General features: G+C 55.1%; 10 protein-coding genes. 6 read left to right on the plus strand and 4 right to left on the minus strand.

What is annotated here, in order from left to right; all coding sequences use genetic code 11:
- From G6L28_RS17795 to G6L28_RS17810, 4 genes are read right to left on the minus strand one after another with little or no spacing between them, the layout of a single operon-like run.
- Positions 1-1107, minus strand: a complete 1107-nt coding sequence (locus G6L28_RS17795) for an ABC transporter ATP-binding protein (protein WP_174065153.1) — start codon at positions 1105-1107, stop codon at positions 1-3.
- The gene (locus G6L28_RS17800) at positions 1107-2459 is read right to left on the minus strand and encodes a glycoside hydrolase family 28 protein (RefSeq protein ID WP_174065154.1); all 1353 of its coding nucleotides are present in this window, start codon (positions 2457-2459) and stop codon (positions 1107-1109) included. The genes G6L28_RS17795 and G6L28_RS17800 overlap by 1 nt, the downstream gene beginning before the upstream one ends.
- On the minus strand, positions 2456-3550 hold the full coding sequence (locus G6L28_RS17805) for a glycoside hydrolase family 88/105 protein (RefSeq protein WP_174065155.1): 1095 nt from the start codon (positions 3548-3550) through the stop codon (positions 2456-2458). Before G6L28_RS17805 ends, G6L28_RS17800 begins: the two co-directional genes overlap by 4 nt.
- A 12-nt stretch (positions 3551-3562) precedes the next feature.
- On the minus strand, positions 3563-6088 hold the full coding sequence (locus tag G6L28_RS17810) for a hypothetical protein (protein WP_174065156.1): 2526 nt from the start codon (positions 6086-6088) through the stop codon (positions 3563-3565).
- 190 nt (positions 6089-6278) lie between these two features.
- Between G6L28_RS17810 and G6L28_RS17815 the strand changes: the two genes are divergently transcribed.
- The 6 genes from G6L28_RS17815 to G6L28_RS17840 all read left to right on the plus strand — a co-directional run bounded on the left by G6L28_RS17815 (position 6279) and on the right by G6L28_RS17840 (position 15345).
- On the plus strand, positions 6279-7559 hold the full coding sequence (locus tag G6L28_RS17815; RefSeq protein WP_174065157.1) for an ABC transporter substrate-binding protein: 1281 nt from the start codon (positions 6279-6281) through the stop codon (positions 7557-7559).
- Positions 7560-7734: 175 nt separating this feature from the next.
- Positions 7735-9711, plus strand: coding sequence for an acid phosphatase (locus G6L28_RS17820; protein WP_174065158.1), 1977 nt, complete (start codon positions 7735-7737; stop codon positions 9709-9711).
- A 578-nt stretch (positions 9712-10289) separates the two neighbouring features.
- Positions 10290-11792 (plus strand): ABC transporter substrate-binding protein, encoded by a 1503-nt coding sequence (locus G6L28_RS17825; protein WP_202033700.1) that lies wholly within the window; start codon positions 10290-10292, stop codon positions 11790-11792.
- 79 nt (positions 11793-11871) lie between these two features.
- On the plus strand, positions 11872-12786 hold the full coding sequence (locus G6L28_RS17830; protein ID WP_174065195.1) for an ABC transporter permease: 915 nt from the start codon (positions 11872-11874) through the stop codon (positions 12784-12786).
- A 4-nt stretch (positions 12787-12790) separates the two neighbouring features.
- Positions 12791-13714, plus strand: a complete 924-nt coding sequence (locus G6L28_RS17835) for an ABC transporter permease (RefSeq protein WP_425292685.1) — start codon at positions 12791-12793, stop codon at positions 13712-13714.
- On the plus strand, positions 13711-15345 hold the full coding sequence (locus G6L28_RS17840; protein WP_174065161.1) for an ABC transporter ATP-binding protein: 1635 nt from the start codon (positions 13711-13713) through the stop codon (positions 15343-15345). The genes G6L28_RS17835 and G6L28_RS17840 overlap by 4 nt, the downstream gene beginning before the upstream one ends.
- The last annotated feature ends 17 nt before the right edge of the window (positions 15346-15362 follow it).

A 15362-nucleotide genomic window follows, 5' to 3' on the forward strand; every position in this document is an offset into this window, starting at 1 on the left:
CTACTGTCTCCCCGCATCGCTCATGCGTGGAATCGCCAGCTCAGTCGCAGGATCGAACATATGTACGCGTCCGTGGGCCGGCGTTATTTTCAGAATTGACCCGGGATGCGGAGCGAAATGACCTGCCTGATGCACGATGATCGGCTCTTTTTGCCCTTCGAGATTTCCATAAATATACGTCTCCGTTCCTAGGCTTTCATGATACTGGACTTCGAATGGCAAACCCCGATCGGTCGAAATTTCGAAGTGGGACGGTCGCACGCCCGCAAGAACCTGCTGTCCCGCTTTTACGGCAGCAGGATCCGCATCGCAGGCGATAGGGATGCCGTAGCCTGCATCTATCGTCAGGCTTCCATCGCCAGCGGTTGCTATTGTGCCTTTCAGGATATTCATGCGTGGGGAACCAAGGAACCCGGCGACAAAGAGATTGCGGGGATTGTCGAACAGCTCGAGCGGCGTGCCGACCTGCTCCACCCGACCGGCCCGCAATACGACGATCTTGTCAGCCATCGTCATGGCCTCCACCTGATCATGCGTGACATAGATCATCGTCGTCTTGATGTCGCGGTGAAGCCGGGTGATTTCCGCGCGGGTCTGGACACGCAGCGCAGCATCGAGGTTGGAGAGTGGTTCGTCGAACAGGAAGATATCGGGTTCACGCACGATGGCGCGGCCAATCGCAACCCGCTGACGCTGGCCACCGGATAGCTGTTTTGGCTTTCGGTCCAGATAGGGTTCCAAGGCAAGCATCCTTGCTGCCTCGTTGATACGGCTTTCAATCTCCGCCCGTTTGAACCGCAGGTTCTCAAGGCCGAACGCAAGGTTCTTCCTCACGCTCATGTGCGGATAAAGAGCATAGGATTGGAAAACCATAGCGATCTTGCGCTCGGCGGGCGATAATGCGCTTACGTCCTTGTCGCCAATGGCTATGATGCCGGATGAAACATCCTCCAGCCCTGCGATAATTCGTAGAAGTGTCGACTTTCCACATCCGGAAGGGCCGACAAAAACGACGAATTCCCCGTCTTTGATATCGAGGTCGATCTCGTGCAATACATGAACGGCACCGAACGCCTTGTTGACGTTCTCTAGTTTAAGGCTTCCCATTACCTGCTCCCTTCAGGCAAGGTCGTCATCGCGACGATCTCCTGCTCATTCCATCCCTTCGCCAGGGGGTTAATTCTTTCGATGATGACATCGCGAGCCGAAAAGCCATCGACACCGGCCAGAAAAATTGCAGGCATTCCGCCGGGATAGTCATGCAGACCCACGATTTTGCCCGCACTGTCACAGGTCCAAGCATTGGCTCTACCAGCACTCGTCGAACTCGGAGCGATGTCGGCATTGGTTGGCCGCATGTCGAATTGCTGGCCCGTGCCGAGTTGGCCCTCACGTTGCTCCAGTGAAATACGCTCGAGTGCGATATTGTGAATGCCAGCTTGAGAGGCGGAGATAAGGTTGATCGCGCCCTCCATAGAGCCGGTCAGGCCTTCAACGATGAGATTCTCAATTCGCTGAGCCGGTCGCTCGGGCCGCCGGTCCACTTGCGTCACCGTCAAGGCCTCACCTGATCCCCAAAAGCCGCCAGGAGTTTCGCGGCAACGGACGTCGATGCGGGAAAATCGGATATTCCGCATTACCCCTCCGTCTCGCGAAAAGAGGCCAAGTCCGCGGTTGGATTCGTAAATGGTACAATCTTCGAAAGCGATATTGGTGAAATCTCCAAAAGATTCAGTGCCAAGTTTTAGCGCGCAGCTCAAGCTAGAGACATGGCAGCCGCGAACCATGATGTCCTGGCACGCCCCGACCGCTTGCTGATCTGGTCCCGCGCTCGTCTTCAGGCAAATCCCGTCATCCGCCGTCGATATGTGGCATTCTTCGATACGTGCACGGCGACAAGCGTCGAGGACGATGCCGTCGGTATTGGGCAGAAGCCTGTCGTTGGATATGCGAACCCTGCTGACGATCACGTCTTCACAGTTCACAAGGTGAAGTGTCCACATTGGGGAATCGTCTACGGTGAAGTCCTCGAGCTTCACATTTTGGCAAGCTTCCAGCACCACGACGCGCGGACGCCGCGCTGCGGGAACGTATGTGCCCATGACCTCATCATTTCCGTCGATGAAATATTTTCCGCCAGCCTCGATTTTGCCTGTACCGGTAATGGCGATCTGGTCGGCATTTCGGGCGATAATCATGGCGCGATCAGAGTTCTCGGCGATCACCGAAACGCGATTATCGTCATAGGCCATGTAGTCGGGAACAGGGGCAATCGTTGAGCCCTGCGCGAGATGAAGTTCGACGTGACTCGCAAGCCGCAATCCCCTGCAAAGATGGCGACCGTTCCGTAACGACACCCTGCCGCCACCCATAGCGGTAAGACTGTCTATCGCTGCCTGTATCTCAAGCGTCGCGTCTCTTCCCGTTGCAGAAATTTGGATATCATGAGCCTGCCTCATGCCGTTTTCTGTCCTTCAAGCAGAAGGTCTGTAAGGAGCAACATCGTCAATGCTTGGCCGTATGGGGTCGGGAGATTTGGTATTTTCCTGTAAAAATCAAGGTCATGACCCATCGGTGTGCCGTCTGAAACACCATGGACGACGCCCTCGGCATCGATGTTGGACATAACCGCCCTAAACGCGCTCTCGGCATGGTTTCGGTCATCAGGAGCAAGCACTCCAGCCTTGATGCCACGCAAGATGCCATAGGCTATGCCCGATGTTGCTGACGTTTCGACAGGGGACGCGGGGTCATCCAGCAGCGTATGAAACATGCCGTCATCTCGCTGGTAGCGCTTGAGTGAACTGACCTGGCTCGCAAGAACATTCGCGAGGAAACGCTTGTCCTTGACCTCGATATCTGGAACCAGTTCGAATAGCTCGGGGATAGCAACCGTGATCCAGGAATTTCCACGCGCCCAAAAAGCGTTGGCAAAGTTGTGCCGTCCATTGAATGTCCAGCCATGATACCAAAGACCAGTCACCGGATCCGAAAGGTAGCGGGCGTGAACCATGAACTGATAGACAGCTTCATCGATCCAGTCCTTCCGGTCGCAAACCACCCCCGCACGCGCAAGAAACAGGCAGGCCATAAAAAGGGTATCATCCCACAACTCGCCGTCATTCAGTCTCTCTTTAACGACATGTTGAAAGCCGCCATCTTCCGTCTTCGGTAATTTGTGAACGAGCCAGTCCGCCCAGTCCTCGACGAGAGCCCGAAAATCGGGCCGGCCGACATGCTCCGTCAAGATCACAAGCGGCAGCATCGGCGCAGAGCTGTTGATCTGGCGAGGCGGCAGGCCGCGCTCGATTTGCCAGGCATACCAGTCCACCAGACTGTTCAGCGCTTTTTTGTCGTTTGCCGCCAGTGCACGGCGCAGGAAGCCGTAAAGACCGACACCGACTTCCCAGTCCCATTCATCGAACTGAATTTGTCCCTCAAGATTTTCGTGCGCAAGCCCTTCCTGTATGCCTTTGAGGCGACTGAAGGCGGCCGCAACGCGATCTATCGTCTCGCGGAGGGCGTCGTGGTCTACAGCTATCTGGTTCATGCGATATTCCATTCACGAGTAAAAGAGTTGAAAAGCTGCGCTCTCGCCAGAGGCAGCGCCGCTATTGAATGTGATTTCAGGAGCCGGTTGGTCGTGGTCGAAAACCAGAAGCTCTCCGCCTACGAGAAAATCGCCGTCCCACGAGAGGCTGAGGGTCGGACGTGATGGCGGCTTGACTGTCAGAACCAGATTTTCTGCATCGAAGGATATTTCGGTCGCGACGATTTTCTTACGAAAACGCTGGAATGCATCCTCGTCGCCACAGCTCACAGCGCTAATCCAGCCGCATCTTTGCCCAGGCGATCTGATTTCCCGTCCTGCCGTTGGACCCGCCAAGACCGGCTGAAGACCGTTCGTCGCATAAAGGGCAGCAAATCCTGCGCCGGAACGGGTGATTACCCAATTCTGGTCGATGGTGACTTCGTCCAGTCCGTCGCGCCCGAGATAGGCATGGGTCCAGTCGTTGCGATGGTTTTGCGTGTCGAAGATCAACATTGCCAGATCGCGATGTTGGGCCACGCGGGGAAGAATTCCACTTCCAGCCCAATAGGAGGGACGCTGGGTGCCCCATGGATCGTCTTCACCGGGGTGGTTGATCCAAAGTCGAGCCATGGGATGACCTGCCAGTTTGACGTCGAGCACATGCTGCTGATGACCCTTGCGCCCCGTCTTATGATCGACAACGGTCGAGAGTTGAGCAGCTTCGTTCTTGAAGAGGATCAGCTTTCCCGGCTCCAGACCTTGGCCGTATCGGGCCTCGATTGCCCTTCCCGGCCCAAGCTGGGAGAAGCCCGTCAAGCGGGTTGGCGGCACGTAATCGCTGCAGCAGAACATGGGTAGGGAAGCGACACCATTATTGAGCCAGCCTGTACCAAAAGCGACCTGCGCAAAGGGAGCGAGTTCGGTAAGCGGTCCTGCGCGTAGTTCCTTATCGTAAGCTCTGCCTTGCGAGCCTGATGGCACACCGCCCAGACTGTGAAGCGCGATCATTTCGAAAATCAGGTCAAGCTGATGGCGTGCGCGCGATGCCAATGACGGCTGGGCAAAATGTTCAATCGCCAGCAGGCCTATGAAATCGACTGGATAATAAGCAGCGGAGTTCCATTCCGCCAGTCCATGGGCCTCAACACTGTCGAACCATTTTTCGAGCCGCTTCTCGGCCAGTTCAGCTTGCTGTCTTCCAGTGCGGCCAGACGCGGTGAAAATCGTGTCTGGTAGATAGGCACCAGCCAGCAACTGGCTAGTATGAAAGCACAGGACATGGTTTTCGCTCCAGAACCACATTACGTCATTTCCGGGTTCGTCCACCCAGTAGCGATAGTTGACGATGGAGTTCTTTATGCGGTCCACCAGCTCTTCCGGGAGCCGATGCTCGTAACTGCTTACGAGCCAAAGCAGCGGAACGAGAACGAAGTCGGAGCAATCTTCCCGCCGGTCTATGGATTGCAGTGTTGTTTCGATGATCGCCTTTATCGTTTGCGCGTCATCGCTATTGGTGGCAACCAGAGCAAGTGCGCGTCCTATCCGCCAGGCACCGAAACGCGCGCTGAACGAGAGGGCTGCTTTTTTCCTTTCGAGAATATTCTCCGAAATTTGGGACGGTTGCAGGTTGCGCATGAAAGCGGCATCTACAACCCCGGTTACGGTTGTGTTTCCTGACCCTATGGCGACGCTGATGCCGTGATATCCGTCAGGGATTTCCTCTGTTTCTGGCACGCTCAACGAAATCTCGCCGGTATGCAGAACGCAGGACACGTCTGTCAGGACAGTGTGGTCATGTCCGTGGCTTTTTACGGTGACACGGACCGGCAAATCTTCTTCGGGGGGCGTATCGAAAAGAAGCTCTAGGCGCTCACCGACGAATACATCCCGGGCTGGCCTGATATCTCTAACAAGTGCGGCAAGCCGTTGCGTTTCCTCCTGATCCAGCGGGACAGGCAGGACAATCGTCAACGGTTGGTCATCAACAACTTCAAGTTCGAAGAACCAGATGATGTCTCGCTCGGCAAGGTCTTCGCACAAAAGCACGATGTCGTTGTCGCCAGCCTGAAGAGAAATCGTGATGTCTGCGCTGCTCTCAACGTTGCGGATGAAGGGTTCGAACCTGCATTGTTCAACTCCGTTCACCCAGATCCTGACGCCGCCGCATGTGCTTAATCGTAGTTGAAGCTGACGCGGTGCTTCGCACCAGAACGTGCTTTTCAGCCAACGCTGCACATGCGTCGGGATATGCCAAAATCCGGTGAACTCCACGCGGCGGTTCGAACCTGGCAGATTGAGATGCGTTGTGCTCCACTGCCGCAGCGGTTCGATTTTCCGCCCGACCATCTCGTTTTGAAACGCCTTGCGGCAGGGCAAGTCGCCGACATCGACGAAGCCGTTGATAAACCTGTAATTCACTCTGTCTTCCGCTGGGGACGGAATTCCTGGAAAATGTGAAGAGACAAGTTCCGAAACGAACCAGGCCGTTACAGTCTGCCCCTTGGCCACGCTATAAGTCGGACGTGCCGCAATCGGCGTGGTTAGCACATCTGTCATACTGCCCGCCTCCCGTCGGGTTTATGAAAATATTTGCATAAATCGTAAGCCTGCAAATCAGGCTCAATGTGATCTCTGCCGCGAACAAACAGCTTGACCTTTGCTGTGTCAAGTCGCAAAACAATGAAAGTCGGATTAAGACGAGGAGCTTCAATCCGGTTTATGAAAATAATTTCATTTGGAGGACATTATGCTGAAATTGTTTTCGGGCGTTGGCGCCCTGATGTTCGCTTCCGTGGCCGGTCTGACCATCGCTCATGCTGAAACACGGACCATTACTTTTCTTTTCACGGATGATGATCAGGGATATGTTCAGCGAATGGCTGAACTCAGCAAGGAATTCGAGGCAGCCAATCCCGGGGTTAAAATCAATTTTGTCTCGTCGGGTTACGACGCCGTTTCCAAGCAATTGCCCGTTCAACTTGCTGTAGGCGAAGGTCCAGACGTCGCCAAGATAACGGACTGGCAGCTCGCGCCCTATTTTCTTGATATGCGGCCGCTGATGAAAGACCCGGATGCTTTTGCCAAGCTTCACGGAACGAGCCTCGGACAGCTTCGCTTGCCCGGCGTCAATGATCCGAACTCTATAAACGGCTATATGGCTTCGCAGACGCTGAACCTGCCTTTCGTCAATAAAACGCTGTTCGAACAGGCGGGTGAACCTTTGCCTGGCCCGACGGCAAAATTCGGTGAGATCGTCGAGGCTTCAGCCAGGGTTGCGAAAGCGACCGGCGTTCAAATTCCCTTCACAATGGACCGTTCCGGCCACAGGTTTTCCGGTGGTGCGTTTTCCTATGGTTCGACCTATGTAAAAGATGGAAAGTTCAACTTCCCTGACGATGCGGCCCAGAAGTACATCGCAGATGTTTATGCGTGGACGCAGAACGGTAGCTTCCCCAAAGAAATGTGGGGCGCAGCTGGTGGTTCGCAATACAAGAACATGGGCGATGAGTTCGTCAACGGAAACGTCGTCACCTATCTTGCCGGCAATTGGATGGTTAATCCCTTCCAGAACAAGATCGGCGACGCTTTTGACTGGACCGCGATCAATGCGCCATGCGGCGACGCAGGTTGTTACGCGATGCCGGGCGGTACAGCTGTGGTGGGCTTCAAGCGCACGAAGCATCCAGAGGATGTGGCGCACTTCATCGAGTTTCTAGGATCGGAAAAAGTTCAGCGCGAAATCGCTGAAACCTACGTCGTTTTGACGGGCGCCGAAATCCAGAACCCGCAATACAAGCTGAAGAGCGAAAACGCCAAGGCTGCAATGCAGGTCTTTCTCGACAACAGGAAAAATGTGCCCGAAGCTGCGAGAGAGTTCGAGCACTCGAAGGGCGGTACGGCAATGTACCAGCAAATCGTCCAGCGCATGAGCCAGTTGATCGTTGGAGAATTGACCCTGGAGCAGACCTATAAGGTTCTGGCGGACGATGTTGCCAAGATCAATGAAGCTGTGGCTGTGAAGAAGTAGTTCTCGCTTCGCTATGGGGTTGGTCATGCTTCTGGTATCGGGAGTGGCCAACCCTCCCTCGATTTTGTCCTTCAAAAAACAAAACATAAAAAGTGTAGATCCGCACTGTGAGCAGGGGGCGGCGCAACTGTCTCCCGCCATGCGCGCATGCGCTTTAAAATGACGGGAATTTATCATGACCCATTTCAACGCTTCCTCTCGTTTGTTCATCAGGGTCGTCTTGCTCGGCTCCGCTGCGCTTTCGATTGCGATTCCTCAACTTCATGCATCCGAACCATATGCGCCTCATGGTGTCGGTTATTCCGTCGATGTGCCTGCGCCCAAAGTTCGTTTCCCGCTTCCTGTTGTAGAGAACTACCGGAACCAGACGGGCAAGAATGCCAAGGGAGAAAATGTCCGCGCCTATGACGCTCGGGATAATCCTGTCATTCAAATCCTGTCCGGCTTCAATCGCATCTGGACAGTTGGTGACGAGGTATGGGCCAATGGGGGCGCCAATGGCGATGGGCCGACGAATTTTGATCACGTAAAGATCGTTGACCCGCAGATATGGCGTGAAAACATGCGTTATGTTCTGTCAGTAACGGGGCCTAACCGCACGAAGGAGGCTGCTTTTCAAGCCTACCTGAATGATCGCCGTTCGCAGGGATACAGCGTTATTGACGGGATGGGACCGCTTGCGCCGTGGTATCGGCAAGGTGCTGGTGCAACGACAACGATTAACCACACCCTTGCGGATTTCGATCCAAACGCAGTCATCGAGCGAAAGGAGGACGACAAGGGAACCGAAGCGGGGTCACCGGATTCGGAACTCAAGAATTTCGTGGCTTTCATGAAGATCATGCGCGGACCCGAAGGTACGACATCACCCTCGAAGTATTTTTATTCCTCGCCCCGACCCTGGCGCATAAACGATCAGGGCGAGGTTATCGAAACCGGCAAGGAAACCATCGCAGACAAGACTTTCGAAACCTATGAATCTAATCCCGGCGTCATCGTTCCGGCTCTGAAATACGTCCGTGAAACGCGTGGCCGACAAAAGGATGGCGGATTTCCCAGCGGCCACACCAATGCGGCCTATCTGGCCGCCATCGCCTACGCCTATGCGGTTCCGGAACGCTTTTCTGAACTGCTGACGAGTGCGTCAGAGCTTGGTGAGAGCCGCATCGTTGCCGGTATGCATTCCCCGCTTGACGTCATCGGTGGTCGTATCAGCGCAACTGCCATGGCAGCGTCGATCCTGAGCGACCGCAAGAACCAGGATGCTAAAAAGGCAGCCTATGTCGAGCTTCAGGACTACTTCACAAAGCGATTGCCGCAGGGGCAGACACTGCAGGAATTTGCGCATGGCGAGGACAAGGACGTTGATCGTTTCGCGGATGACGCTGCCAACAAAGCAAATTACCGAAAGCGAATGACTTATTCATTTGCCCGTAAATCCATCAGCGATGCGCCGATGGTCGTACCGGTCGGCGCCGAGGTTCTGCTCGAAACCAGGCTGCCTTACCTCGATGCAGCACAGCGACGCGCTGTACTGTTTTCCACGGGCATCCAGTCCGGTTACCCACTTCTCGATGACAGCAATGGCTGGGGGCGGATCAACCTTGTGGCAGCCGCTGCGGGATATGCTTCGTTCGACGGCGATGTCGCGGTGACGATGGATGCTTCGGCTGGCGGGTTTAGTGTGGCTGATCGCTGGACGAACGATATTTCCGGGGCCGGCCGGCTGGCGAAATCCGGAACGGGCGCGCTCACTTTGAGCGGTAGCAATAGCTACAGCGGCGGCACACTCCTAACGCAAGGCAACTTGAAGGCTGCCAGCTCGAAAGCGCTGGGGACAGGCGATGTGCTGGTCTCCGGAGGCGTGCTGGATATTGAGGCCTCTGGCGGCTTGTTACTCAATGGTAGTTTTCGCCAATCTGGCGGTGAGCTTGCGATAAGACCTGAAGTCGGCGGGGTTCAGGTGGGCAAGGATGTGACGTTGGAAGGCGGTGTCCTAAGGCTTGTTTTTGAGACAGCACCTGTCGAGGGCAGTCGGTTTGATATTGTATCAGGCAGTTCCCTGACTGGTGAGTTCTCCAGAATAGATGCGGGGAGCGTGAAGGTGAAACCTCTTTACACAGGCACGACTCTCACAGTTGTTGTTCAATAATCTAAAAAATGCTCGCAGAAGCACGGCGCGACAGCAATCGCGCCGTGCTTGCGCTTGTTGTGTCCGTGAAAAATTTCACGGACGGAAAAATGCAACTCAAGTTATTCATTCTGCAACATATTATAAGTTTTAAAATCTGTTGTGATGACCGTGTAATGGCATCACATCTTCACTTGTGAATAACGCCTTTACGGACAATTCGAGACAGTTTCCGAACGCGGTAACTCGCTGCGTTTGTCGTGTTCATGGAAAATTTGGCGCAACAATTGACTTGTAATACGAGTCATCATATGAATTCTTCACCATAAGTTTGGAGGGGGACTTGATATCGCGGTCGGATAGCCGTGTTTCGGGTCTTCCTCAAATTCATGTTTCGCAAAAGCGAGCCAGATCTCGAACAGCAACGACGGTATCGGTCCGGCGGTTAATCCCGCTGTGGAGCGAACATGTTTGGAATTTAGTCTTGAGTGCCTCGCATTGGGTACTCAGTCTTCAGAGAAATATCTGGGTTGGTCGAATTTGGAAGTATTTCCAAATCACCAGACCAAGAGCGGCAAATTCACTTGGGAGGAGTGTCAATGAAATCGATATCTTTAATTGCGGGCGCTTTGGCTATGCTGGGATCGACAAGTCATGTAGCTGCGCAGAACACATCCGAAATTCGGATCGTCCTGCCAGAGCAACCCGCAAACCTTGAGCCTTGCGGAACCATCATCACCAATGTCGGGCAGATTTTGAGCCGCAATGTGGTAGAGCCGTTGACCGTCATCGATGCCGCAACGGGTCAGCCGACGCCTGTGCTTGCAACCGAATGGACACAGAAAGATCCGAATACCTGGCAGCTGAAAATCCGTGAAGGCGTGAAGTTTCAGGATGGTGAAGCGTTGAACGCCGAGGCTGTGAAATACTCCATCGAACGCATGACGGGCGGCAAGGTCACATGCAGCAACATCGCCAAGTTCGGTAGCGCGAAGCTGACCGTTTCTGTGGTTGATGATCACACGGTAGAGATCAAATCCGATACCCCGCAGCCGATCTTACCGACACTCTTGAGCGTCGTGATGGTTGTCTCTCCAAAAACGCCTGCTGATAAGGCGGTCAATGATCCTGTCGGTACCGGTCCTTTCAAGTTGAACACCTTCAACCAGCAGACAGTCGTTCTGGACGCTTTCGACGGATATTGGGGCGACAAGCCAGCCTTCACCAAAGCCACCTATGTCTGGCGTCCAGAATCCTCGATCCGTGCAGCGATGGTCGAAACGGGCGAGGCCGATCTGACGCCGTCCATTGCCATCCAGGATGCTACCAATCAGGACACCGATTTTGCCTATTTGAATTCGGAAACTACAGCTATCCGTATCGATACGGGCTTTGCGCCACTGGATGATGTTCGCGTTCGCAAGGCGCTCAATCTTGCCATCGATTGGGATGGTTTGGCCCAACTCTTTGGGGATGACATCAAGCGTGCGTCGCAGATGGTGGTCACGGGTATCAACGGGCACGACGATCAACTTGCGCCGTGGTCTTACGATGCCGAGCAAGCGAAGGTACTCGTTGAAGAAGCAAAGGCTGCGGGCGTGCGGGTCGATACGGAAATCGAGATGATCGGTCGTAACGGCATCTATCCGAACGGCTCCGAGGCAATGGAGGCCATGACTGCCATGTGGCAGGAAGCAGGTCTCAACGTAAAGCTGACCATGCTCGATGTGAACGACTGGCTCCGTTACCTGCAAAAGCCATTTCCGGAAGGCCGTGGTCCGAACATGCTGCAGATGATGCATGACAACAATAAGGGCGACGCCGCTTTCACGATCCCGATTTTCTACACCTCCGCGGGTAGCTATTCGACAGTGAACGATCCTGCGCTCGACAAGGAAATCGCAGACGCTCTTGCAGCGACTGGCGAAGACCGCACGGCGAAATTCAAGGCGATTTTCGGTAAGGCTCGCAACGAAAAAGTTCTGGATATCCCGATGTTCCACATGATCGGCTACACCCGTGTCGGCCCGCGTCTCGACTGGAAGCCGGACATCACAACAAATAGCGAGATTCCGCTCGCCAATATCAGCCTGAAGAACTGACGTTTCATTTCAGGAAGCTGCAGGTGCCGGGGCTTTGTCCAGGCACCTGCCTGCCACTCAAGACCAGAGGTTCTGCATGATGTTCGGCTATATCGGCCGGCGGGCCTATCACAGTATCATTTCGGTGCTAGGCCTGCTGACGCTCGTCTTCTTTCTCACGCGCATGACGGGCGATCCGTCGGCGCTCTATCTGCCTCTCGACTCCAGCCTCGAAGCCCGTCAGGATTTTGCGCGGCTGAATGGTTTGGATCAGCCGATCTATGTGCAGTTTGTCCAATATCTGCAAAGCCTCATGTCGCTGGATTTCGGCCAGTCGCTACGCCAGAATCGCTCCGCAATCGAGGTTGCACTGGAGGCATTTCCGGCAACGCTGAAGCTCGCGTTCGTCGCTATGTCGCTTGCGATTACGCTTGCGATCATCGTCGGCGCGCTGGCTGCTGCCCGTCCCGGCAGTCTGTTCGATCGTATCGCAGGCGTCGTTTCGCTTGCAGGCGCAAGTACGCCGGATTTCTGGATTGCAATCGTCGGCATTCTCGTTTTTGCCGTGGGCTTCGGAATGCTGCCAACATCGGGAACCGGGACTGCGCTGCATTGGATCATGCCGATAACCGTCCTGATGCTACGCCCTTTCGGATTGCTGGTGCAGGTGGTACGTGGCACGATGATTTCGGCGCTCGCCTCACCCTATATCAAGACCGCTCATGCCAAGGGTATGAAGCGGCGCAAGATCATCTTCGGTCATGCGTTGCGCAACTCACTCCTGCCAGTCATCACGGTCGCGGGCGATCTGATGACGGGTCTTATCAACGGTGCCGTAGTGGTTGAAACCATCTTTGGCTGGCCGGGCATCGGTAAACTGATGATCGACAGTATCATCCAGCGAGACTTTGCCGTGGTGCAATCCACCATCCTCGTAACGGCAATCGCCATTTTCATCGTCAACATCGCAATCGACCTGCTCTACGTAGCGCTCGATCCGCGTATCCGGTATTGAGGAGATGACAATGGCCGTCGTAACATCGCCATCCGTAAAATCTCCCGGCAACGTCAAACAGTTGTTGATCTATCTCACCCGCGACAAGCTTGCGCTTTGTGCGGCGATCTTCCTGCTTATCCTCATCGGCTGTGTGCTTCTCGGGCCGTTGCTGGTGGGAGATCTGGCGGGAAAGCTCGGTCTTCGACAGCGCAATCTGGCACCATTCTCGTTTGACAACGGGTTTATCTATTTCCTCGGGGCCGACACCTTGGGTCGTCCCATTCTGGCTCGTTTGATAGTTGGCGCGCAGACTACGCTTGGCATCGCTGCGGCAGCCGTCTGCACGTCCATGATCGTCGGCGGAACGCTGGGTTTGGTGGCGGGATATTCCGAGCGCTGGTATAGCCATGCGATCCTGCGCTTTGCAGACATTATCATGAGCTTTCCGTCACTGCTTCTGGCGCTGATCGTGCTCTACACGCTTGGTCCCAGCGTCATGAATCTCGTGATCGTTCTCGCAATCACGCGCCTGCCGGTGTTCATCCGTACTGCACGTGCAGAAGTGCTGGAACTGCGCGAACGCATGTTCGTCAGCGCCGCTCTTTCCATGGGAGCGAGCACGGGGCGTATTCTGTTCAAGCACATCGCACCGCTCGTTGTCCCGACGCTCGTTACCATTGCAGCCATCGATTTCGCGACGGTCATTCTGGCGGAGTCTGCGCTCAGCTTCCTTGGTCTCGGCATCCAGCCCCCGGACTTTACGTGGGGGGCAATGGTCGCCAATGGCAGAGGCTACCTCGCATCCGCATGGTGGATCGCGTTCTGGCCGGGCTTGGCGATCCTCCTCACCACCCTGTCGCTTAATATCATTGCGAGCTGGGCGCGAACGGTTGCCGATCCGTTGCAGCGCTGGCGTTTGCAGTCTCTCAGAAAGGCGGCTCGATGACCCAGTCGAACACTCCTATCCTGTCGATCAATAACCTGACAGTGGACTTTCTGTCCGAAGGCGATCCTGTGCGTGCGGTGGACAATGTCTCCTTCAACGTTTGCCCCGGTGAAACGCTGGTTATTCTGGGCGAAAGCGGTTCCGGCAAAAGCGTCAGCACCGGCACGGTGATGAGCCTGATCGATTGCCCGCCAGGCGATATTGTTTCCGGTTCACTCGTCTTCGATGGCTCGGATCTTCTCGGGCTGGATGCCGAGCGCCGACGCGAGCTGAACGGTCGGCGCATTGCGATGATCTTTCAGGACCCGCTTGCCTATCTAAACCCCGTGTACACAGTCGGGCGGCAGATCGCCGAGGTGTTCGAAAGTCACGGCGATACCACCGATGGGCCGGTCAAGGACAAGGTCATCAAGCTTTTGGAGCGCGTGGGCATTCCCGAAGCTGCAAGCCGCGTCGACTATTACCCGCATCAGTTCTCTGGCGGACAGCGCCAGCGCGTTATGATCGCCATGGCGATTGCCTTGAAGCCCGATATCCTGATTGCGGATGAACCGACGACGGCGCTCGACGTCAGTGTGCAGGCGCAAATCCTTGAGCTTCTCAGCGACTTGCAGCGGGAAACCGGCATGGCGCTGATCATGATCACCCACGATCTGGAAGTGGCTGCGGCCATGGCAGACCGGATCATCGTCATGAACGGTGGCAAGGTTGTTGAGAGCGGCAACGCGCAGGAGGTGTTTACAAATCCGGCGCATGCCTACACACGCAAACTGATGTCTGCCGTACCTCATGCTGGAGCTGAAGGAAAGCGGGTGCGAGATCCGGTTACCAGCGAGATTTTGCTGAAGGTGGAGAACCTTTCCAAGCATTATTCACTAGGGTCTGGACCTTTTGCCGCAAAACAGGAATTCCGCGCTGTCGATGATGTCAGTTTTGATGTTCGCCGCGGGGAGACCGTCGGTATCGTGGGCGAGTCGGGCTCTGGAAAGTCCAGTATTGCCAGAATGCTGTTGAGGCTCAACGAACCGACTTTGGGACGTGCGCTGTTTGCGGGCGATGATATCTTCAAGCTCGAAGGCAAAGGGCTGAATGGGTTTCGCCGCCGAGTGCAAATGGTGTTTCAAGACCCGTTCGGCTCCATGAATCCGCGCATGAATGTTCGCCAGATCGTTTCCGAACCCTGGGATATCCATAAGGATATATTGCCCAAAGCGAAGTGGAATGACCGTGTTGTCGAGCTTCTCGAAATGGTTGGGCTCAAGGCTGAGCATGCGGAGCGCCATCCGCACCAGTTTTCCGGCGGTCAGCGTCAGCGTATTGCCATCGCGCGGGCACTGGCGAGCGAACCGGAACTGATCGTCTGCGACGAGGCTGTGTCCGCACTGGATGTTTCGATCCAGATGCAGGTGATAGCGCTTTTGGCTGAGCTTCGCCGTTCACTAGGGCTCTCCTACATCTTCATCACCCATGATCTGCCAATCGTCCGGGAGTTCGCAGACCGTATTCTGGTCATGCAGCGCGGCAAGGTGGTAGAAGAGAATGAGACGGAAAAGCTGTTCTCCGAACCGCAGCACGACTATACGCGCTCGCTGCTGAACGCCGTACCCCAGCCAAAGTGGATGGTTGCTTGATGGATTGGCCGAAGGCC

It is taken from the genome of Agrobacterium larrymoorei, assembly GCF_013322225.1.
Lineage (GTDB): Bacteria > Pseudomonadota > Alphaproteobacteria > Rhizobiales > Rhizobiaceae > Agrobacterium > Agrobacterium larrymoorei_A.